Raw genomic sequence first — 22235 nt, forward strand, 5'->3', positions numbered from 1 at the left:
CTGTGTCAGGCTGATGATAAACGATGACTATATGATGACGATATTCATAAGCCATGCTAGACTATTGCCATTTATTGTTTCTTGTGTATTCCCTTTTGTCATATATTAGGATGTATCTCTCATGACCGCTATTCAGTTTATCTTGATTGCCATTGCTGCGTTTATCGTGCTCGCAGGACTGTATATGGTCATTCGTAGCTTTAAGCGTCGTAGCAGCGCTGACGCTCCTGTCGTCAATTATGACAAAAACGGCATCCCGATCATACCGCGTCACGAGCGCAGCATCGTCGACCAGCCAGATTTAGAAGACACTGTCGCCGGCGAGACCAGTATCGGCCCTGATCGCAGTTATTTAGATACGGTGGTTGAGCAAGAGCCTGTGACTGCGCCTCACAATACCGAGACCCCATCAGCCACGGCGCAAAACTTGGCCGATACGCCTGATAGCAATGATGAAGACTATATGCGCTGGCAAGAAGCTGAGCTGCGCCGTGACGATGCAGAGTTTGCCGACGCAGCGGCGCAGATGGGCAGTGAGCAAGAGCTCGATGCGTTCTCAAGTTTGGTATCGGCGACTGACAGCTTGATGCCATCGATTGATACGGCAGAAGAGCCAAGCTTTGATAGCAACAGCCCCATACTAGATCAACACCTCTCAGAGCCGGTCGATGAAGCGCAAAACGCGCCGCTTATCAACGCCAAAGACAACATCAACATCACTATTTTACCAACCCAGTATCGTGATCGCCCAGCGGCGATGATTCGTGGCCGTGATTTGCTGGCATTGATTGACAAATATGGCCTGCGTTATGGGGCGATGAACATGTTTCACCGCTATGAAAAAAAAGACGGCACAGGCATGCTATGGTTTAGTATGATGGGCATCACCGAAAGCGGTATCGCCCCTTTTGATCCGCATAGCGTCGCGACCAATGTCTATAACGGTGTGGTGGTGTTTTTGTCATTGCCGCATCCGCAAGCGCTGCACAGCTTTGATAGTATGATGAGCATCGCTTATATGATGGCAAGCGATTTGGACGCCATCTTACTTGATGAAAATAACGAACCGATCACGCCCGAATACAAGCAGCAGCTACGCAACCAAGTCCGTGACTATGAGGCTTAAGCGCCAACGCTAAATAAATCAATAGAAATTCAAAGCAAAACCAAAAGCAAAAAACATCATGATAGCGTGATGTTTTTTGCTTTTTTTATGGGCGGTTTATCACAATATTAGCCAAACTTGTTATGATATCAGCATCTAGAGTAATCAAGACGCTGACTATGACTGACCTGTACTTATCGCCTGCCACGGCACAAAAAACCCAACAGCCCGCCACACCTGATGACATCGTGGCACAGATGCGCACGCTGATTGCCGCCATCAAAAAACACAATTATGCCTATTATGTACTCGATAATCCTATTTTGGACGATAGCGAATACGATCAATTGCGCCGCGCATTGCTTGAGATCGAAGAAAAGTATCCAGATTTGGTGCAGTCTGATAGCCCCATCAACCAAGTCGGCGACATACCGCTGTCGGCATTTACGCAGGTGACCCATGACATCCCTATGCTATCGCTCGGCAACGTCTTTGATTATGACGAGCTGCACGGCTTTATGCGCCGCGTCAATGATCGCCTGAGCGATGCCCAGCAAAATCCTGAGTACGAGATGGAGCTAAAGCTAGATGGCCTAGCGGTGTCACTCAAATACGAGTATGGGCAGTTTGTGCAAGCAGTGACGCGCGGTGATGGGCAGACAGGCGAGGACATCACCCAAAACGCCAAAACCATTCGGAACTTGCCGCTGTATCTTTGTGAAGCAAAAGACATCCCGCTATTAGAAGTGCGCGGCGAGGTGCTGATGCCAAAGGCGGGGTTTTTACGTTTAAACCGTTTGGCAGAAGAAAACGGCGACAAAACCTTTGCCAACCCGCGCAATGCTGCCGCCGGTAGCCTACGCCAACTCGACCCTGCAATCGCTGCCAGCCGTCCGTTGGCGTTTTATGCGTATTCGGTCAATCAGGGTTTGCCTGAGAGTATAGAAACCCAATCAGGGGCGCTGGCATGGCTCACCGAGCTTGGCTTTACCGTGAGTGCTGTCGAGGTGGTACAGAATCCACGCGAAGCACAAGCCTACTATGAATCGGTGATCAAGAGCCGTGACACGCTACCGTTTGAAATTGATGGGACAGTGATTAAGGTCAACCGTTTGGCATTGCAGCAGCAGCTTGGGTTTTTGTCGCGTGAGCCGCGCTGGGCGACCGCCTACAAATTCCCTGCCGAGACGGTGATGACGCGCTTAAACGATATCGAATGGCAAGTGGGGCGCACCGGACAGATCACACCTGTGGGTAAGCTTGAGCCGGTGCAAGTCGGCGGCGTGACGGTCAGCAATGTCACCTTGCATAACTTTGGCGAAATTCAGCGCTTGGATGTGCGCGCAGGCGATATGGTCAGTGTGCATCGTGCCGGTGACGTTATCCCCAAAGTCACGCGTGTCTGGCACGACCAGCGTCCAGCAGACGCAAAGCCAGTCGAGCTACCATCGGCTTGCCCCGTGTGTGACTCGCCTGTGGTGCTGCCAGAGGGTGAAGCCTTGGCGCGCTGTAGCGGCGGTTTGTTTTGTCCTGCGCAGCAAGTTGAGGCGCTTATCCACTTTGTCTCACGGCGGGCGATGGATATCGATGGGCTGGGTGAGCGCTGGCTGATGAGTTTTTTTGAGCATGGTCTTATCAAAACCGTCGCTGATATCTATGACCTACATAACCATACCGACGAGCTGATCACTTTTGAAAAGCTGGGCGAAAAATCGGTAAAAAATCTCATCAGTGCTATCGACGCCAGCAAGCAGACGACACTCGCACGCTTTATCTACGCGCTTGGCATTCGCGGCGTGGGTGAGACGACCGCGCAAAACCTCGCCCTGCAGTTTGGCGAGCTTGATGGCTTGATGGCAGCGGATATCGAGACATTGCTACAAACGCCTGATGTCGGTGCGATCACCGCCGAGCTGATTTATGAGTTTTTCCGAGCGCCGCACAATATCGAGGTCATCACCGCGCTACGCGAGGCAGGCGTGCATTGGGACAAAGTCGAGCAGGTCGCAGCAGAAGGGCTACCACTTGATGGGCAGACGTGGGTCATCACCGGCGCGCTTGATAGCATGGCACGTGATGAAGCCAAAGCCAAGCTGCAAGCGCTCGGTGCTAAAGTCTCCGGCAGTATCTCGGCCAAGACCACCGCGCTACTGGCAGGCGACAAAGCTGGCTCAAAACTCACCAAAGCAGAAAAGCTGGGCGTACAGATAGTAGATGAGGCAGCGTTTTTGGCGATGGTTGGGGATGAGAGCCGTTAAAAAATTGCACTGCAATTTTAGGTTCGCAAATAGTGAAAAACAAAAGCATGGCCTCAGCATCGCTTGCTTTAATAGTGGGCAAATATGCGGGTCATGAGACATCTTTCTTTAGTGGTTCACTCGGCGCTCGTCCCTCGCGCAAGAGCAGAGCGAAAATTCTGCATCTATTTGAGTAGGGCGCGCCCAGCGCACCAGATAAGATGAGTTGCTATAAGCGTGTTGAACATTCGACGATGACACTACTGCTCAAGCAGCCTCTATAGCTTCTACTCCGCCATTTCCCCATGCGCCTTAACCTCGCCTTTTTTACCATCTGGCTGAATAACGATAGGCAAGACCAACCCTTTTGCAAAGTCATCCGTCAATACATAATCATAACGGCTGGCCGCCACGTCAGGCGTGGTATGAATGACAAGTTTTATCTCTTCACTATCGATAATCTCATGTGAGGTATAGCGCTCGCTTAGCTGATCTAGCACTTTTGAAAGTGCTTCGTTGCTCGCCATGCTCACCGTGAGGTTGTGCTGGGCAGTAGCAGTATCCATATCAAAATACTCGGCATAATCGAGGACGTTTTGACTATCGATGGCAAAGGGGTACTCATAGGTACTGCGATCAGCAGGCTTTTCGCCGCTCGCGACCGACGACCAATCGATGATGTAGGCGGCAGGCGCTGAGGTCTGTGCAGTGCCATCGCTGGACACTGCTGCTTGCTCAGTCGCAGGGTCAGCCACCTCAGTTGGCTGGTCACAACCTACTAGCGGCCAACCAGCAGTAGCCACTAGTAATATACTCGCTAAGCGCATTCCCATCGATGTATCCTCTTTGTTATTGGTCGTTATGGTTGCTCGTTGTGCTATTTTGCCAGCTTTTTCTCGGCTTCTCTAGGGCATGTCCTCAATACGTTTTAATACCTCGATATTACCTGTGCTATTTTCGTTGTTTGATTAGGGCGTGTTGAACATTCAACCATGGCACTGATAGAGACTATTAACGCGCATAAAAAAACAGCCATCTTTTGATGACTGTTTTTGACGTGCTTTATTGGTTTGGCTTTTTGGTTTTCTGTCGTTTAAACGCAAAAGCTTAACGACTGAACCTTAAGTATTATCTACCGATCTGGCAGTTTACTTGATATTCTTTACCGTTTGCCCATTTGATGGCAAAGATACCTTTGTCTCCTTTCATATGCCAAGCATAGACTGCTTCTGGGTTTGAGTCATTGATATAGCTGGCTACGTCACCTTGTACGCCGCCGTTTAGGATAATTGGCTGCTCTGCCCATTTTACTTTAGGCATGGTGGCGTTTAGCATGACTTGTTTTTTATTGATAGACTGTTTTGCCATGATTTGGCTGTCATCAGTACAGGTATAAGGTGCTGGTGCCATACGGTCGTAAGCGGCATCCGTGACGCTCTCTGATGCTGGCGTGTTTGCAGCGTTTGGCGTGGTCGGTGCGGTCGTGGCACAAGCGCTTAGCAATGCAAGGGCAGGTAAGGCAGTGGCGATTTTGGTTAGGGTGTTCATGGCATTCTCCAAATGTTTAGCAAAATTATAAGAGTTCTTAAGACGTCTATAACAATTATCATGTATTTATTATTAACAAAGCATTAAGCTAACAATGTATTAAGCATAGGCATAAGCATATAGGGGCTATGGTAACGAAAGCCGCCTTTGATGAGTGTTAGAAATTGTTTGTTACATGTTCATTAAGTTACGTAAACACTGACTAGGGTGTGTATAGAATTCAAATCAGGGGCAACCAGATAAAGACACAAGCAAGCATTACCGCTGCTGCATAGCTATCTTTGAGCTTATCATATCGCGTGGCAATGCCCCTAAAATGTTTCAATCTAGCAAAAGCGTTTTCTACCAAATGACGGCAACGATACAAATACCAATCTAGTGTGTCGTTACAGCTTTTAGAGTTCGACTTAACAGGTATGACTGACTGAGCACAGTGCGTGAAGATACACTCTCTAATATCGCTACTATCGTAGCCCCTGTCTGCAATCACCGCTTTAGTCTGGTTATTAATCGTGCTAAATATCAACGCCTTTGCCATCTTAGCGTCATGCACTTGCCCACCTGTCAGCTCAATATGTATAGGGTTACCACAAGCATCGACCACTAAGTGCAGTTTGCTGCTATTACCTGCAACACTTTTACCAATGGCTTCATCAAGATGACTGGCTGCGCCTGTACTATGCTGATGAGCTTTGACCACGCTACCGTCTATAAATAACCATTCACTATCATAGTTTGCTGTGACTATCTTCATGAGCTTTTGCCATTTACCGGTTTTACGCCAATAACGGTATTGATGATATATGCTAGACCAATGACCAAAATAAGAAGGTAAGTCTCGCCATGGACAGCCTACTCGTATGCGGTACAACATGCCTTCAACGGTACGTCTTAGATTGGACTTGTTATATACGTTAATTTGTCGCAATATAATAAATAGCTTGTGCCAATGTTCATCGTTGAGCTTGGTGCGAGCCATAAGTGACGCCTTGTTTCTTTGTTGTGGTAAACATTAGAGTAAGGCGTTGCTTATTTTTTTCAATGTTTTCTCAATTCTATACAGCCCCTAATGTAACGCTACGGGACAGTCGTTAGTGATAGCTGGCTCGCCGCCAGGGCCACATTTGATAGTTAATTTGATATAACACCCTACAATTACCAAAAAACACCTGCCGACAATTGGTCGACAGGCGTTTTGCTCGAACAGCGCTTGGGATGGTCCACTCTAGCCATAGTCCAGACTATTTAGTCTTGCGCGGCGGCAGGCCAGTGTGCTGCGTCTGAAAGTTGCCTTTACTGACGCGCTTTTTGCTATTTTTGTTCCCAGTATTTTTGGTCGTTGGGTGCTCAGAGGCGCGGTTGCTGCGTTTGAGCGAATCGTTGCCGACGCGGCTGTTCTTTTTGCGTGCAGACTGGTAGCTGTCTTGCGCCGCATCACGGCCTTCTAGATGGGCGTTATATGGCGGTATCAGGCAGCCGCGATTTTTACCAATTAAGTCACTACGGCCCATGTCTTGTAGCGCTTTACGCAGGAGTGCCCAGTTTTTTGGGTCATGGTAGCGAAGAAAGGCTTTGTGCAATTTGCGCTGCTTGCCTGATTTGACGATGTCCATATCACCACCCTCACGGCTGACCTTGTGTAGCGGGTCTTTGTGGGTATGGTACATGGTGGTCGCGGTCGCCATGGGGCTAGGATAAAACGCCTGCACTTGGTCGGCGCGGTAGCCGTTACGCTTTAGCCACAGCGCAAGGTTCATCATGTCCTCATCTTTGGTGCCAGGGTGGGCGGCGATAAAGTAAGGAATCAGATACTGCTCTTTGCCAGCCTCGGCGCTGAAGCGCTCAAACATGGCTTTAAATTCGTCGTAGCTGCCCATGCCCGGCTTCATCATTTTGGACAGTACGCCTTCTTCTGAATGCTCTGGGGCAATTTTTAGATAGCCGCCGACATGATGGCTGACCAGTTCTTTGACATATTCAGGATCTTTGACCGCCAAGTCATAACGCAAGCCTGAGGCGATTAGGATTTTTTTCACACCTTTGATATCACGGGCCTTACGATATAGCTGGGTGAGGTTGCTGTGATCGGTAATGAGGTTTTCACAGACATCAGGATAGACACAAGACGGCTTGCGGCAGTTTTTCTCAATGGTCTCGTCTTTGCAGTTGAGGCGGTACATGTTGGCAGTAGGGCCACCAAGATCGGAGATGACACCTGTGAAGTTAGGCGCAGTATCACGGATGGCTTCGACTTCACGTAGGATGGAGTCCTCTGAGCGGTTTTGAATGATGCGGCCTTCGTGCTCAGTGATAGAGCAAAACGTACAACCACCAAAGCAGCCGCGCATGATATTGACCGAAAACTTAATCATGTCATAAGCTGGAATGCGTGCGTCACCATAGCTCGGATGCGGCAAGCGGGCATAGGGCAGATCAAACACATAATCCATCTCTTCGGTGGACAGCGGAATCGGTGGCGGGTTTAGCCACACATCGATGGCGCTGTGTGAGTTACCACCGCCGCTGTTGTGTCGCTGCACCAGCGCCCGAGCGTTACCGGGATTGGTCTCTAAATGCAGGATACGGTTGGCATGCGCGTAGAGCACAGGGTCTGATTTGACGTGCTCATAGTCAGGCAGGCGAATCACTGTCTTATCACGTGGCGGCATTTTTAGCTTATGCTTCCGCGCGGTCATCGGCTTGTTTGTTTTCGTCTTATCAAACCCGCGTATCTGTACTACTTGCGTGTCGGTATCGACTTGATCAGCATTTAAGACTTTGTTGGTGACGGGCTCGGCGATGAAGCCTTGATACTGCTGCGAGTATTGTGAAGCCGTGCCTGTCATCGCTGATGTGGCTTGCCCAACTGGCGAGTCCGATGGTTTTTCTTGTTCGATTTTACAGCTATCAACGTCCTCGGTCATCACGTACGGGTTGATGATTGGATCGACGCGGCCGACGGTATCGACATCGTTGCTGGCGACCTCAGTCATATCTGCTTGCCAATGGCGACGACTCGGCGAGAGTAGATACGCTGTGCCTCGCAGTTTACTCATCTGCTCAAACGTATAGCCTTTAGACAGACCATGTACCACATCGACGATGGCGCGCTCGGCATTGCCGTACAGTAACACATCAGCGCGAGCGTCGAGCAAAATACTACGGCGCACTTTATCTGACCAATAGTCGTAGTGGGCGATACGGCGAAGGCTGCCCTCGATACCGCCGAGGATAATCGGCACATCGGGATAGGCCTCACGGCAGCGCTGGCTATAGACGATCGCGGCGCGGTCGGGGCGTTTGTTTGCCACGTTGCCTGGTGAGTACGCATCATCGCTACGAATCTTGCGATCGGCGGTATAGCGGTTGATCATGCTGTCCATATTGCCCGCGGTCACGCCGTACGCATAGACTGGCTTGCCAAGCGCCATAAAAGCGTCTTTGCTCTTCCAGTCAGGCTGGGCGATGATACCGACGCGAAAGCCTTGTGACTCAAGCAAGCGACCGATAATCGCCATACCAAAGCTTGGGTGATCGACATAAGCGTCGCCTGAGATGATAATGACATCACAGGCATCCCAGCCCAGCGCGTCCATCTCAGCACGGCTCATCGGTAGATAAGGCGCAGGCTCGTAGCAGCTCGCCCAGTGTTTGTCATAATCATAAAGCGGTTTGATGCCTTGTTTAAAGGCGGTACGGGCGATGGTATCGGCAGACATGGGCGGACCTGTTAAATAAAAAGAGACACTAAAAAATAAGCCGTTATTTATCAATAATAATAACGGCTCATTAAAAAACGCTCATTTTAACATGAATTGTCTTCAGGATGTCATAAAGCCGTTTTAATGAGTGAAGGGTAAGTTATTGATAGCGTAAGAAAATACTGCTTATGCAAAGTGAGCGACTAGCCTAGCAAAATAATGGCAAAAATGGTTTAAGCAGAACCGTCTATCTTCGCAAACATGGTTGTTAAAGTACAGTTATCAAAGTATGGGTTTGGTCAGTACTAATCATTTGTTTTCTCATGTTTTGTTAGCCGTTCTGATTTTCATCCATAACTTTTGGCATAGCTTTTGCTCCAACCCCGTTAGGGCTTATTTGTGTGCATTCATGAGTGAAAATGGTGCACCGATAAAAATTGAACGGATAGATAAGTGTTTGGAGATAAAATGAGAACATCATCTGTTGGGCTGGATGCGATAAAAGGGCTACTAAGAACATTACTGCACAAGATACTTATGCTGGGGACGCTACTGTTTGGCACGATAGCTAGTGCACAAGCGGCTGCGGCTGACACATTGACGGTGGCGCAGCTACTCGAATATCAAAATATCGCTTGGATTATCTGGGGCGGGGTTCTGGTGTTCTTTATGCAGGCAGGTTTTGCGCTACTTGAGAGCGGATCGGTACGCGCAAAGAACGCCGTCAATGTGATGATGAAAAACTATACCGATATGTGTATCGGTGGTCTGGCGTTTTATTTGGTGGGTTTTGGGTTGATGATGGGTACTAATTATTCGGGGTTTGTCGGTACCGATCATTTTATGCCAGTCAATCTATCCAATATGGACTGGGCACTGATGTTCTTTCAGATGATGTTTGCGGCGACAGCGGTGACCATCGCGAGTGGTGCCATGGCAGAGCGTGTCTCGTTTATCGGCTATGCAGTCGCCGCCTGTTTGATTTGTCTATTTATCTATCCTGTGTTTGCTAGTTGGGTGTGGGGTGGGTATTTCGGCGGAACAGGGTGGCTGACCGAGCTTGGTTTTATTGATTTTGCTGGTTCGACCGTCGTGCATTCTATCGGGGGCTGGTTGGCACTGGCAGGTGTTTTAGTTATCGGACCGAGACTGGGCCGCTTTGCACCCGATGGGACGCCAAGACTCATCGCAGGTCACAACATGACGCTATTGGCGCTTGGCGGGTTTATCTTATGGTTTGGTTGGTTTGGCTTCAATGCTGGATCGACATTATCTATCACTGGAAATATTGGCTTGATTGCCGTCAATACTTTTATCGCTGCGGTCAGTGCGGTGGTGAGCTACATGCTGATTGCTCGGACAATGAACAAAGCAATCTTGCTCAGTGATAGTGTCAATGCCAGTTTGATCGGACTCGTGTCTATCACGGCAGGCTGTGCCACAACGACGCCTTTATTTTCTATTATTATCGGTGGGGTTGCTGCCGTGGTCTATATATTGTCTACGCAGGCGCTACTAAAGCTCAAAATAGACGACGTGGTTTCAGCAGTGGCCGTACATGGCTTTGGTGGTGTGTGGGGTACACTTGCGGCTGGGCTATTTTATACAGGGGATTTATTTAATTTATCACGGCTGGGCGTGCAGGCGCTGGGCGTCGGTGTAGCTTTGGTATGGGCACTAGGTCTGGGTCTTATTATGTATAAGCTGATTGATCTGAGCTTTGGGTTAAAGGCGAGCCGGTTACACGAGCAGCGTGGCCTTGACTATACCGAGCATGCAGAGCTGGGTTACCCTGAGTTTCAAAAGCAAATGTTCGATGCTAAAAGTCTAACAGAGCGTCACTTATAGGAGAGAGCTGATGAATACTGATACTCAATCCGTAGACCAAACGGTATCCGCGATGGCAGAGGTACTGGCAAAATACTTACATCCTGAGGAAGTACGACTGCTCAAGACCCAATGGCTACAGTACTCGGCGGTCTCTGTCAGGATGATGCAGCAATGCATCTTGGATGCGACAAGGCGCTATCCTGAACTACAAGATCACAAATCTGAAATTCGTAAAGGCTTTTGGGCTACGTTGCAAGTGGATAGTCAGCAGACAGTGGAGTCTGACAGTCACAATGGCCATAACGAGACAATCAATGCACCCGTACCTATCTCTGAGCCCGTTCTCGCATTTTATACCGTGATAGAAGCGCTGCGCAGTCAGCTAACGGCAGCAGACAGTCGCAGCTTTTTTCATAGTATGCACCAAACTGTTTCGCAAGAACGCACCTTCAAAGGGCATCACATCAATATCAATCAGTTTTTGGAAGGTAATCGTCCACCTGTACCGGACAATGAGCACCTGTTAAACAATCTGATGCAACTTGCCTACGTGTGCTTGTGCGATATTACTGGTCCTGTAGAGGCAGATGAGATACTGTTTCAAGCAGCACAAACGGCCAAGCAAAGTTATCCAAAAGCCGTCGTCGAAAAATTATTTTAACCTATCAAGTGAGCACGTTACGAGCAAGTACGGATATCGCCTCGTAACGTACCTTATGGTTTCAGGTGAGTCAGTGCGCTGTCTGATAGCTTTTAATTATCTAATAATTGAAGCGGGAAAGTCACCACGTCAAAAGCGAGTGCAAAGGGAAGTAATACCAGTTTTTGCGCGCTATTTGGTCCATGACGGTTTGTGTTTTTTTGCTGCGTTTGAGTATAAAAGCTTACCGTATAAGGCTTGGTTAGAGCGCGATAATTTGACTGAATCAAGCTTAAATTACTCACTTGCGGATATATGGCACCTTTCACGGGGACATTAAAACAAAAACGCTGGGCACCAATACGTTGATCACTGGTTGATGTGCATTCCCGGCCATTATTTTGTAAAAAGAACTGATAATCTGTGCGTCCAAACTCATCTTTTAATTTGGCGTAAGACAGCCTCATTTCTCCTTGGAAATATCCATCATTATTGGGGACATAAAAATTCATGTCATTGTCAACGTGAATGTTTTTTTGCGTGAGATTGCTGAGTAGGTTTATCATCTCAATCCCGCCTTGGGTGAGTACGTAGCTGTTTTTTTCACCAACGATTACCATCGTTGCATTTGGCGTTTTTGGTAATGCTTGCGCCGGACGGCCAAAGGCAATAATTTGGTCTTCTGACAATGTCTGCTTGGTCGTGATGATATGGTCATTACTTTCTAGCAATGAGCTGGTCGCGCAGCCTGATATTGCGAGCACAGAAGTCAGCAAAGTCCCTGTTACCAAAGCTTTTGGGCTTATATGCTTTAGTATGTTATACCTGCTATTGGTCTTGTGATGGCAGTCTGGTTGATAGGTCATGATCAGGCTTCCTTGTCTACTACGGTGAATAAAAATTGCTAATATTATCCAACTTATGTTAGGGCGTGTTGAACATTGGGTATAAATTAATGGCAAAAAAAATAGCGAACGGTTAATCTTTAAGTTCTCACACAAAAAAGATATCGTTCGCTATGCCTCGCACTATGCTCAAAGATGAACACTGGACAAGACTAAGACCTATCTTACTAGAGTTGAATATCTATGACAAAGGAAATCTTAGAAATACGGTTGAAGGTGTGTTGTATCGGATGCGCGTTGGTTGCCCTTGGCGTGACTTACCACCGTACTTTGGCAAGCCCAATACCATCTATAAAGCTTACCAGCGCTGGTCTCGCAGTAATAAGCTGATTGCGCTTTTTACGTTACTGATCAAGGACGCAGACCTTGAATGGGTCTTTATCGATGGTACTCATATTAAAGCGCATCAGCACAGCAGTGGTGGCAATGAGAATGCGCAGGCTATTAGTAAAAGTGTTGCAGGACGCGCGACCAAGATTCATTTGGCAGTTGATGCTCATGGCAATCCACTCACTTTTATCTTGTCAGATGGTACAACCCACGATGTTAAAGTCGCTCCTGACTTAATAGACAAGGTTGATTTGAGCGATACAGAGGTTTTATGTGCCGATAAAGGCTATGATTCTGATGCGCTACGAGCCCATATTGAACAAGCAGGGACGTGTGATAACATCCCTCGGAAACGAAATACAAAGTCCTCTAACGACCATATGGACTGGAACTTGTACAAGGTACGCCACTTAGTAGAAAATGCTTTGGCTAAGCTAAAACAGTATAGGGCAGTTGCCACCAGATTTGATAAGCTCAAGCAGAGTTATGAGAATACGGTCGCTCTCGCTTGCGCTTATATCTGGCTGAAATTATGAATGTTCAACACGCCCTAGTTTTTTACAAGTTTTGAATACAGTTTAAACTCTTATTATTAATAAGAAAGCTGATACCAACTAATACAGGTAGATGTGTTTAGTCTAAGGTAATCTTGGTTCCACTCTTGGTAAAGTTCATCACAAACTGACTCTTAAAATTGCGTACATTATTCTCATAAGTCAGTAAGCTGCGCGTGAACTGGTGGTAGTCACTCATATTTTTGGCATTGACCATCAGCATAAAATCAAAATCGCCAGATACTTCATAACAGCTCATCACTTGCGACTGCGCATCCATCAAACGCTCAAATCGATGTTGCATCGACGTATTGGAGCGCTCCATTTCTATCATCACCACTGCGGTCAGACCGTAACCCACTTTATTAGGATTAACGATGGCGACTTGCTTGGTAATCACGCCGCTATCTATCAATGCTTGAATGCGACGCTGAGCCGTCGCAATAGAAACGTGCACTCGTTCTGCGACAGTTTTAAGCGGTAATGTCGCATCGTCTTGCAATAAGTTCAAAATGGCTTTATCGGTGTCATCTAGATGCTGACTCATGTGCTTATCCTTTTACAGTAACCCTTTTATAGAAATGGGTTTTGGAGTAAAAATATAATAAGAATTATGCATTTATTAAATTATTATCATAATAACTTAGTAAATGATAAATAAATTGATTTATAGGGTAGTAATTGAAAAATTAATTCATTATTTTTGATAAATAGATAATTTATATCATAAGACATCAGTAGAATAATACCTATCAGTCAATAGTTACGCAACTTACGCACGCTGAGCTTCACCTTTTATCCTTATCTCAATCTATGGTGCTTCCCATGTCTATGCAAATGCTATCCAATACCGTCACTACGAGCCTCACACGCTGGCTGTTACCTAGTGTTTGGACAACTGGTAACACGCAGCAGCGCACGCTGATGTTGGGAGTGTCATTTGCCATCTTATCCAATATCTTGTTTGGTGTACTCTATGCGTATAGCAGCTTTCTGACGCCTTTGTCAGGCACACAAGTGTTTATCTGGCGTATGCTGTCAATGTGGGCGGTGTTGGTTGGCTATTTATCGATAAGTGGACGGCTGGGTATGCACATCGATAAACTGCGTGCACTGCGCTCGGTCAAACAGTGGGCATGGCTGCTGCTACCTACACCGATATTTTTGAGTCAGCTGTGGCTATTTATGTGGGCACCGGTCAATGGGCAAGGTGTACAAACCGCGATGGGCTATTTTTTGTTTCCACTCATGATGGTGGTGTTCGGTTGCCTGCTGTTCGGCGAAAAGCTCAGTCGTCTACAGTGGCTGGCGGTCGCATTTGCGGCGGTAGGGGTGTTTAGTGAAATCATTCGTACGCAGAGTGTTTCTTGGGTGACATTGTGGGTGTGTGGTACTTATCCGATATATTATATCGTGCGTAGACTCCAAGGCATTGACGCCATCACTGGTATGCTGGTCGATCTGACCTTGTTTGCCCCATTTACGCTTGGTTACTTGTACTTTTTTGCACCTAGCAATTTGGCGATGGTAGCAGGGTCTGGATTTTTGATCATGATGTTAGTTGGTCTTGGCGTTTTGAGCATCCTAGCAATGAAAACCAATATTGATGCCAGCCAAATGCTTCCAGTCAATGTCTATGGCATGATGAGTTATATAGAACCTGCTTTGCTATTTATATTGGCGGTGACGGTGCTCGGTAATCCGTTTGAATCAGCAATGATTTATAGCTATGGGTTGATCTGGTTAGGTATTGCTTGTTTGATTGCTCATGGGATAAAGCAGCTTCGCGCTCGTAAAAGTGTGCCATTGGCGGTCGAAGGGCAGGTCGCGTAAGTAGCTAGTAGGGTAGTTAATGAGTATTGTCAGTCACGAGTGTTAACAGTTGATAAGTATGGTAGATTTAATTTAAAAATGTTATAGCGTTACTGGTATAAATTTTCCTTGCGTGCTGTATATACAGAGGCTGTGAAAAATTCATCCCAGTAGCGCTTTAGAACTTATGACAGTTTTGTTTTGAACTGACTATATAAGCATTGATAAGGTACAAAAAAGGACGGCTCAATATTTACTGAGCCGTCCTTTTTTATTTAGATTAAATAACGCTTAATCTAAGTGTTGTTTAAAGCCGCGCTGCTTATCGCGCTCCCAGTCGCGGTCTTTCAGAGTTTTACGTTTATCGTGTTGCTTTTTACCGACGGCAAGGGCGATCTGACACTTGACCATCGAGCGCTTCCAGTAGCAAGACAGCGGCACACAAGCATAGCCTTTTTGATTGACCGCGCCATATAGTTTGTCGATCTCGCGGCGATTGAGCAGCAGTTTACGGGTACGGATGCTATCGGGGCTAATGTGCGTCGAGCTAGAGAGCAGAGGCTGGATATGAGCACCAAACAAGAAAGCCTCACCATTACGAAAGGTAATATAAGCCTCGGTGATGGACATTTTACCTGCACGAATGGCCTTGACTTCCCAGCCTTGCAAAGACAAGCCTGCCTCAAAGGTTTCTTCGATAAAATACTCGTGCCGCGCTTTTTTATTGGCGCAGATTTGATTGTCTGGTTTTTTTGCTTTTTTTGACATAAATTCTCCATCAGGATGTCAGTGCGCTGCATCCTTGTCTTACCATTCCTCATCCAAGACCATCGGCGGGCCTACTATGTGAGATGAGTCGAAGCGCTTATTGTAGCAAAGCAAAGGGGCAAAAGGTAAATCGGCTGTTAGGACAAATGTAGCAGATAAGTATTAAATGTAGGCAAAATTTGCTAGCATGTGCAGTATCATTAACGACCAGATTAGCACTGCTATGAATTCAGCAAATGTCGCCCATGCTTCAAAGCTTCAGACCAAGATTTTATACCCTGGCACCTTTGACCCCATTACCAATGGCCATGTCGATTTGGTGACGCGCGCGACCAAATTATTTGATGAGGTGGTCATTGCCGTGGCATCAGGACACCACAAAAAACCACTGTTTAGTTTTGAGGAGCGGGTGGCTTTGGTCGAGACGGTGTTTGCAGATTTGCCGCAAGTGTCGGTGGTGGGTTTTGAAGGTCTGCTCGTGGATTTTATGCGCCTGCAAGGTGCCACTGCCGTCTTGCGTGGCCTGCGTGCGATGTCGGATTTTGAGTATGAGTTTCAGCTGGCCAATATGAACCGCGAGCTCGATGAAAATTTTGAGGCGGTGTTTTTGACGCCATCGCAAAACTACTCGTTCATCTCATCGACGATGATTCGTGAGATTGCCAAGCTTGGCGGCGATGTCAATAAATTTGTGCCACCTTGTGTCTCGCAAGCTTTTGCCAAAAAGCTCACGCTTAACTAGCCGTCACCGTTTATCTGCTGACAGTTATTTTATCCTTCACCAAACTCGCCAGAGTAATCTGCCGCGCTTGTTATTAGTCATACATAAGGAGCAGTTTATGGCATTGTTAATCACTGACGAATGCATCAACTGTGATGTCTGCGAGCCTGCTTGCCCAAACGAAGCCATCTCTGAGGGCGATGATATATATGTGATCGACCCTGACCTGTGTACAGAGTGTGTCGGTCACTTCGATGAGCCGCAATGCGTGGTCATATGTCCTGTCGACTGTATTCCAAAAGACCCCGATCATATCGAGAGCGAAAGCGATTTATTGGCCAAATACAAGCGTATCACTGGTCAATAATGCGCTGAGATGCTGCTGCCCAACAAAGCCTAGGAACAATATGATGAATACGGATATTCAATTGCCCATACACTTTTTTCAACATACATACTTTTCGTTTGCGAGCGGACGATGAGTATGCCTACCAGCGATTTCGACCACCAGCACTTGTGGCATCCCTATGCCAGCTTGCCGCCCACTTATCCAAATATCGTCATTGACCATGCCGAAGGTATCTATATCGTCACTCAAGATGGCACGCGCCTCATAGATGGCATGTCGTCATGGTGGGCAAGCGTGCATGGCTATAACCATCCGGTGCTCAATGCGGCAATGACTCATCAGCTCGGCAAAATGGCGCATGTGATGTTTGGGGGCTTGACCCATCAGCCGGCGATAGACTTGGGTGAAAAACTGCTCTCCATCGTACCAGCAGGCCTCGATGCTGTTTTTTATGCGGATAGTGGTAGTATCGCGGTGGAAGTGGCATTAAAGATGGCGCTACAGTATCAGATTGCTGCTCAGCGTCCGCAAAAGTGCCAGTTTGCCTCGACACATTCAGGCTATTATGGCGATACCTGGCATGCGATGAGCGTCTGCGATCCTATCAATGGCATGCATAGCTTATACGGTAAGCAGCTGCCGGTGCAGCATTTTGTCCCAGCCCCGCCATTGGGATTTGAACATAAATTAACGCAAGACGTGCGCGATGAATTAACCCAGTTTTTTGCTAAACATAGTGCTCAGCTTGCTGGATTCATTATCGAGCCTGTCATTCAGGGCGCCGGCGGCATGCGCTTTTATAATCCGGAGTATTTGCAATTACTGCGGCAGTTATGTAATGCGCATGATGTGCTGTTGATTACCGATGAGATCGCCACAGGCTTTGGCCGTAGTGGTAAGCTTTTTGCGTGTGAGCACGCCGATGTCAGCCCCGATATTATGACTGTGGGTAAGGCGCTAACGGGCGGCTATATGACCTTTGCGGCCACCTTATGCACCCGCCATATTGCCGATACCATTCATCACAGCGACTATCCTGCACTGATGCATGGGCCCACCTTTATGGGTAATCCGCTGGCTTGCGCGGTCGCTTGTGCGTCGATTGATTTGATTTTGTCTTATGATATCGAGAGGCGTACGGCAGATATGCAAGCTGTTATGGAGTCGCAGCTTTCGCCAGCAGCGACATTGGATGGTGTCAAAGAGGTACGTTGTTTGGGCGCGGTCGCTGTCATTGAATTGGATGAAGCGGTTGATATGCCTGTTTTTCAATCCTTACTGATCAACAATGGCATTTGGGTCAGACCCTTTGGTAAATTGGTCTATATCATGCCGCCCTTTGTCATGACGGATGATGAGCTGGTGACGCTATGTCAGTCACTACTGACCGTCGTTATCTTTTATGTAAATCAGATCTGTGTCACCAATAGAGCTACTATATGAGTGTGCTATTTATCTCCGGTATCGACACCGACATTGGCAAAACTTACGCCACCGGTATACTGGCTAAGGCCTTAATGCAGCAGGGTATAAATATCATCACCCAAAAGCTGGTACAAACGGGCGTTGGGGTTGATTTGGCCAGTGGTGAGATGAATATTGCTGATGATATTGTTACTCATCGCCAGTTGATGGATGTACCGCTACAGCCGTGTGACCTTGCTCACACCACATGCCCTTATCGTTATAAAAAACCAGCGTCGCCGCATCTGGCGGTCAGACTGGCCGATGATGTGTTAGACCCTGATGTCATCACTCAGGCGACGCGGCAATTGCAAGTAAACTACGATGTGGTGTTGCTAGAAGGGGCAGGCGGTTTGCTCGTACCCATAACCGAGCAATTATTGACGCTAGATTATATTGCCACCCAAGGCTATCCAGTGGTTTTGGTGACCTCGGGTCGCCTTGGCAGTATCAACCATACTTTACTTAGCCTTGAGGCCATCAAAGCACGCGGTTTAACGCTGCATAGCGTGATTTATAATCCCATTCATGATAATGCGGCTCAGACAGATCCTGAGATTGCGACGAGTACCATGGCGTTTTTACAGCACCATCTGCAGCAGTACCATCCGGACACGTACTGGCTGACTCTGCCCTATATAAAGCAAGATAAGCAATGCCACACTCTGCCAGATTTTTATTTACCAAATGGTTTTGTCTGAGGCGGCTACAAGCGATTATTTGACGAGGCAAAATTAGTCACAAAAGATATTCCCAGATGAGCCTTGGGTTTGCTATACTGGCGCCCTTGGTAGACTAGGCGATCGCCGCTGCACACTGGCAACAGATGCGCAGGGGAGGAAAGTCCGGGCTACATAGGGCAGCGTGCCAGCTAACGGCTGGGCAGGGTAACCTGACGACCAGTGCAGCAGAGAGGAGACCGCCCCGCGCAAGCGAGGTAAGGGTGAAAGGGTGCGGTAAGAGCGCACCGCGTGGCCAGCAATGGTGCACGGCATGGTAAACTCCACGCGTAGCAAGACCAAATAGGCATCGGCATGGCGCGGCCCGCGTTCGATGCGGGTAGGTTGCTTGAGCGTGTCAGCGATGATGCGCCTAGAGGAATGATCGTCCACGACAGAACCCGGCTTATCGGTCTACCAACTTTTTTATGCTTTGTTTTTTAAGCGTTGTGTTTAAGCATTGTTTTTACGCTTCGTTTGTATAGTTAGCAGTGATGTTTTTGCGCTTAATTTGAATAAAACTCATTTTTTTTGCAAAAAAAGCCAATTAGGGGTTGACGGTATCCACCTCTATCGGTATTATACCGAGCCTTAAATGGCGATGTAGCTCAGCTGGTTAGAGCGCACGACTCATAATCGTGAGGTCGAGAGTTCAAGTCTCTCCATCGCCACCATATATCATAAAACCTAATCAGTTTTAAAAAGCCAATCTTTCATGATTGGTTTTTTTTTGCCTAAAATAACTTAAAAACTCTGTCAGGCTGAGGGATTTTTATCATGAAGTCGCTTATAAAAGAGCCATTAAGCTTACGGATTTCTTGCTATATCATTGGTTTATCAGTTTACTCACAGATTAATTCTTGTAACTTATGTCCTGCTTGCTTATCATAGGGGCTGTTTTCGGTAAAGTCCTGTAACGCCATGTCTGTACAACTGCCTCCTTATCGTCCCATCAAGCACCGTAGTGGCCTTAAAGTCATGGGTGCGGCATTTCATGCGTTGCTGATGCGTGAGCTACAGACGCGCTTTGGTGGCTATCGTCTGGGCTATCTGTGGGCGCCACTTGAAGTCTTGTTCCAAGTGCTGATTTTTTTAGTGATCTTTGGCGTGATTATTGAGCGCTTGGTTCCAGGAATGGACTATTCCTTGTTTCTAGTCGCAGGCATGGTACCTTTTCGAATGTTTCAAAGGATAGCGACGAGAGCATTGGGAGCGGTAGAAGCCAATAAAGGCTTATTGATGTATAGATCTATCAAACATATTGATGTGATTATTGCGCGCTCATTTTTAGAGCTGATTATTTATTTCTTTACTTCGATCTTATTGCTGTTAGGTTTAGCTTTTTTTAATATCTATGCCAGCTTAGAGAGTCTACATATCGTGCTATTTTGCTGGATCACACTGTTTTTATTTAGTTTTGGCATTGCACTGATGATGATGGTTATTGGTTATTATGGTGGTGAGATTAGCAAGGTGATTACCATTATATTTACCATCTTGTACTTTGCTTCTGGTATTATTTACCCGATTCACATCATTCCAGAGCCATATTTTAGCTACCTGCTTTATAATCCTTTTATTCATAATATCGAGCTGATCAGGCATGCTTTTGCCCCTAACTATCCAGTATATCATATTGATATGGGGTACTTTTTGAAATGGATGTTTGTGGTGAATTTTTTGGGACTACTGCTTTATAAGTATGCAGAACGTGACATGATTCGTTCTCGTTAGAGCAAGCGTTAAGATATATAGAAAAGGCAAATAAATGATTGAAGTTAAAAATATTTCTAAGTCATTTATGACAAAAAAAGGTCGGCATTATCTTTTTAAAGATCTCAATCTGACCATTGGTGATAAGCAAAGCGTTGGCTTGCTCGGGCGTAATGGCGCGGGTAAGTCAACCTTGCTGCGTATCATCTGCGGACTTGATGAGCCAGACCATGGTGAGATCATCACCGACTCTACCATCTCATGGCCAGTCGGTGTGGCAGGAGGCTTTCAAGGCAGTTTGACGGGTCGGCAAAACGTCCGCTTTGTGTGCCGGCTATATTCAAGCGGGGCCTATATCGATGAAAAAATTCGTTTTGTCGAAGAGTTTGCAGATATAGGTAGTTATTTTGATATGCCTGTACGAAGTTATTCGTCTGGTATGCGTTCAAGGCTTGTATTTGGCTTAAGCCTAGCGTTCGATTTTGACTACTACATGCTAGATGAAGTAGGTGCTGTTGGCGATGCAGCTTTTAAGAAGAGGTCTCGAGAAATATTGAAGGCACGAAAAGAAACGTCAGGTGTGCTTATGGTGTCTCATAGCTTGAAAGATATAACGGCAAGTTGTGATGTTGGTATTGTATTAATGGATCAGACAGCACATGTCTTTGATGATATAACAGAAGCGATTGAGGTTTATAAAAAGCATGTTCATAAAGCAAAAAAGTAAGATAATTAACCTCTCGTTATTTATCGGCTTAGTCATACTGCCTTGGGTGATCGTGATATTTTATGTCATGACGCTGGCTCATCCGCGTTATATATCGACCGCTGATGTGGTGGTAAAGCAAATCAGCGAGTCAAGTGTGCCGTCCGGTGGTGGTCTGTCTGCGCTACTGGGTGTCAATAGCACCAGCAAAGAAGACGCCACCTATCTGACGGAGTACATCTTATCGAATGATATGGTCAAGCGCCTTGACGATAAGTTTAAGTTTCGCGAGGCTTATTATGTCGATGGTTCAGACCCCATCTATGAGATTGATCCGGATGCCACACAAGAAGAGCTGCTCGATTACTTCAAAAAGCGGGTACACATCAACCTCGATGAGCAAAGCTATGTGCTGTCGGTGGCGACAGAAGCCTTTGATCCACGCTATGCGTTTGAGCTAAACAAAACCATCTTGAACGAGTCTGAGCAATTCGTAAACCGTATCTCACAAGAAGTTGCGCGTGATCAGTTGGTGTTTGCCGAAACCCAATTAGAAGAGTCACAAGATCGCCTAAACGACGCCAAAGAAAAACTACTCAATTATCAAAACACCAACGAGATTTATGACCCGCAGGCCAACGCCCAGATTATCAATCAGCTGATTGGCAGCCTACAAGGACAGCTGAGCTCTCTACGTACTGAGGAGCGGCAACTGCTTAGCTATCTCAACCCTGATGCGCCGCAAGTGGTGTCGATCAGAAGCCAAATCAAAGCGATTGAAGCGCAAATTCGTCAAGAGCAAACCAAGCTGACCTCGCCAAATACCACCAAGCTAAACCGTCAAGCGGTGCAGTTTGAGACCATCAAAGCGGATGTGGACTTTGCCACAGAGCTGTATAAGCTATCGCTATCATCACTTGAAAAGGCGCGCCTAGAAGCCTTTAAAAAGATGAAAAACCTGATTGTGATCTCAACCCCTTATGAGGCCGAAGAAGCGTTGTATCCACGCCGCGCTTATATCATTTGGACATCACTTATATTGTTATTGATATTCTACGGTTTTGTGCGTTTGGTGATGGCCGTTGTTCGCGATCATCGTAGCTAGTTTTGCGGTCTGCCAGCTTTGACCGACC

20 protein-coding genes, 1 tRNA gene and 1 other RNA gene are annotated in these 22235 nt (G+C 46.9%); 15 read left to right on the plus strand and 7 right to left on the minus strand.

Features of this window, described 5'->3' with window-relative positions; all coding sequences use genetic code 11:
* Positions 1-121: 121 nt before the first annotated feature.
* Positions 122-1126: a cell division protein ZipA C-terminal FtsZ-binding domain-containing protein gene (locus C6W44_RS06990; protein WP_105244794.1), complete on the plus strand. Its 1005-nt coding sequence runs from the start codon at positions 122-124 to the stop codon at positions 1124-1126.
* Positions 1127-1284: 158 nt separating this feature from the next.
* Entirely contained in the window at positions 1285-3363 is a 2079-nt protein-coding gene (ligA, locus tag C6W44_RS06995; protein ID WP_105244795.1) for an NAD-dependent DNA ligase LigA, read from the plus strand.
* A 266-nt stretch (positions 3364-3629) separates the two neighbouring features.
* On the opposite strand, the gene C6W44_RS07000 is transcribed toward ligA, so the two are convergent.
* The 4 genes from C6W44_RS07000 to C6W44_RS07015 all read right to left on the minus strand — a co-directional run bounded on the left by C6W44_RS07000 (position 3630) and on the right by C6W44_RS07015 (position 8609).
* Positions 3630-4175 (minus strand): hypothetical protein, encoded by a 546-nt coding sequence (locus C6W44_RS07000; RefSeq protein ID WP_105244796.1) that lies wholly within the window; start codon positions 4173-4175, stop codon positions 3630-3632.
* A 295-nt stretch (positions 4176-4470) separates the two neighbouring features.
* On the minus strand, positions 4471-4890 hold the full coding sequence (locus C6W44_RS07005) for a hypothetical protein (RefSeq protein ID WP_105244797.1): 420 nt from the start codon (positions 4888-4890) through the stop codon (positions 4471-4473).
* A gap of 220 nt (positions 4891-5110) precedes the next feature.
* Positions 5111-5869, minus strand: a complete 759-nt coding sequence (locus tag C6W44_RS07010) for an IS5 family transposase (protein ID WP_105244798.1) — start codon at positions 5867-5869, stop codon at positions 5111-5113.
* A 262-nt stretch (positions 5870-6131) separates the two neighbouring features.
* A complete protein-coding gene (locus tag C6W44_RS07015; RefSeq protein WP_105246527.1) occupies positions 6132-8609 on the minus strand; it encodes a YgiQ family radical SAM protein in 2478 nt (825 codons plus the stop codon).
* Between the two features lie 519 nt (positions 8610-9128).
* Here C6W44_RS07015 and C6W44_RS07020 point away from each other — a divergent pair.
* Positions 9129-10439 carry an ammonium transporter gene (locus C6W44_RS07020; RefSeq protein WP_413772338.1) on the plus strand — a complete coding sequence of 437 codons (1311 nt, stop codon included), beginning with the start codon at positions 9129-9131 and terminating at the stop codon, positions 10437-10439.
* A gap of 10 nt (positions 10440-10449) precedes the next feature.
* Positions 10450-11082: a hypothetical protein gene (locus tag C6W44_RS07025; RefSeq protein ID WP_105244799.1), complete on the plus strand. Its 633-nt coding sequence runs from the start codon at positions 10450-10452 to the stop codon at positions 11080-11082.
* A gap of 92 nt (positions 11083-11174) precedes the next feature.
* Here the strand turns inward: C6W44_RS07025 and C6W44_RS07030 are convergent, their stop codons facing one another.
* A complete protein-coding gene (locus C6W44_RS07030) occupies positions 11175-11750 on the minus strand; it encodes a hypothetical protein (RefSeq protein ID WP_226941332.1) in 576 nt (191 codons plus the stop codon).
* Between the two features lie 329 nt (positions 11751-12079).
* Between C6W44_RS07030 and C6W44_RS07035 the strand changes: the two genes are divergently transcribed.
* Positions 12080-12832 (plus strand): IS5 family transposase, encoded by a 753-nt coding sequence (locus C6W44_RS07035; protein WP_105244801.1) that lies wholly within the window; start codon positions 12080-12082, stop codon positions 12830-12832.
* A 97-nt stretch (positions 12833-12929) separates the two neighbouring features.
* On the opposite strand, the gene C6W44_RS07040 is transcribed toward C6W44_RS07035, so the two are convergent.
* The gene (locus C6W44_RS07040) at positions 12930-13397 is read right to left on the minus strand and encodes an Lrp/AsnC family transcriptional regulator (RefSeq protein ID WP_075107635.1); all 468 of its coding nucleotides are present in this window, start codon (positions 13395-13397) and stop codon (positions 12930-12932) included.
* A 278-nt stretch (positions 13398-13675) separates the two neighbouring features.
* Here C6W44_RS07040 and rarD point away from each other — a divergent pair, with 278 nt between their 5' ends.
* On the plus strand, positions 13676-14683 hold the full coding sequence (rarD, locus tag C6W44_RS07045; RefSeq protein ID WP_105244802.1) for an EamA family transporter RarD: 1008 nt from the start codon (positions 13676-13678) through the stop codon (positions 14681-14683).
* Positions 14684-14953: 270 nt separating this feature from the next.
* Here rarD and smpB read toward each other — a convergent pair whose 3' ends face one another.
* Positions 14954-15430, minus strand: coding sequence for an SsrA-binding protein SmpB (gene smpB, locus C6W44_RS07050; RefSeq protein WP_075101997.1), 477 nt, complete (start codon positions 15428-15430; stop codon positions 14954-14956).
* Positions 15431-15653: 223 nt separating this feature from the next.
* On the opposite strand from smpB, the gene coaD reads away from it, so the two are divergent.
* The 9 genes from coaD (at position 15654) to C6W44_RS07095 (ending at position 22207) form a co-directional block, all read left to right on the plus strand.
* Complete coding sequence (gene coaD, locus C6W44_RS07055; RefSeq protein WP_075102063.1) at positions 15654-16172, plus strand: pantetheine-phosphate adenylyltransferase; 519 nt, start codon at positions 15654-15656, stop codon at positions 16170-16172.
* A 97-nt stretch (positions 16173-16269) separates the two neighbouring features.
* Positions 16270-16518, plus strand: a complete 249-nt coding sequence (locus C6W44_RS07060) for a YfhL family 4Fe-4S dicluster ferredoxin (RefSeq protein ID WP_105244803.1) — start codon at positions 16270-16272, stop codon at positions 16516-16518.
* 111 nt (positions 16519-16629) lie between these two features.
* Positions 16630-17943: an adenosylmethionine--8-amino-7-oxononanoate transaminase gene (gene bioA, locus C6W44_RS07065; protein ID WP_105244804.1), complete on the plus strand. Its 1314-nt coding sequence runs from the start codon at positions 16630-16632 to the stop codon at positions 17941-17943.
* On the plus strand, positions 17940-18665 hold the full coding sequence (gene bioD, locus C6W44_RS07070; RefSeq protein ID WP_105244805.1) for a dethiobiotin synthase: 726 nt from the start codon (positions 17940-17942) through the stop codon (positions 18663-18665). The genes bioA and bioD overlap by 4 nt, the downstream gene beginning before the upstream one ends.
* Positions 18666-18751: 86 nt before the next feature.
* Positions 18752-19108: RNase P RNA component class A (gene rnpB / locus C6W44_RS07075), an RNA gene on the plus strand.
* Between the two features lie 172 nt (positions 19109-19280).
* A tRNA-Met gene (locus C6W44_RS07080) sits at positions 19281-19357 on the plus strand.
* Between the two features lie 247 nt (positions 19358-19604).
* Positions 19605-20417, plus strand: a complete 813-nt coding sequence (locus C6W44_RS07085; RefSeq protein WP_105244806.1) for an ABC transporter permease — start codon at positions 19605-19607, stop codon at positions 20415-20417.
* Positions 20418-20451: 34 nt separating this feature from the next.
* Entirely contained in the window at positions 20452-21123 is a 672-nt protein-coding gene (locus C6W44_RS07090) for an ABC transporter ATP-binding protein (protein ID WP_105244807.1), read from the plus strand.
* On the plus strand, positions 21101-22207 hold the full coding sequence (locus C6W44_RS07095) for a capsule biosynthesis protein (protein WP_227526380.1): 1107 nt from the start codon (positions 21101-21103) through the stop codon (positions 22205-22207). Before C6W44_RS07090 ends, C6W44_RS07095 begins: the two co-directional genes overlap by 23 nt.
* Positions 22208-22235: the final 28 nt, after the last annotated feature.

Origin of the sequence: Psychrobacter sp. Marseille-P5312 (assembly GCF_900291405.1) — a bacterium.
Taxonomy (GTDB): domain Bacteria; phylum Pseudomonadota; class Gammaproteobacteria; order Pseudomonadales; family Moraxellaceae; genus Psychrobacter; species Psychrobacter celer.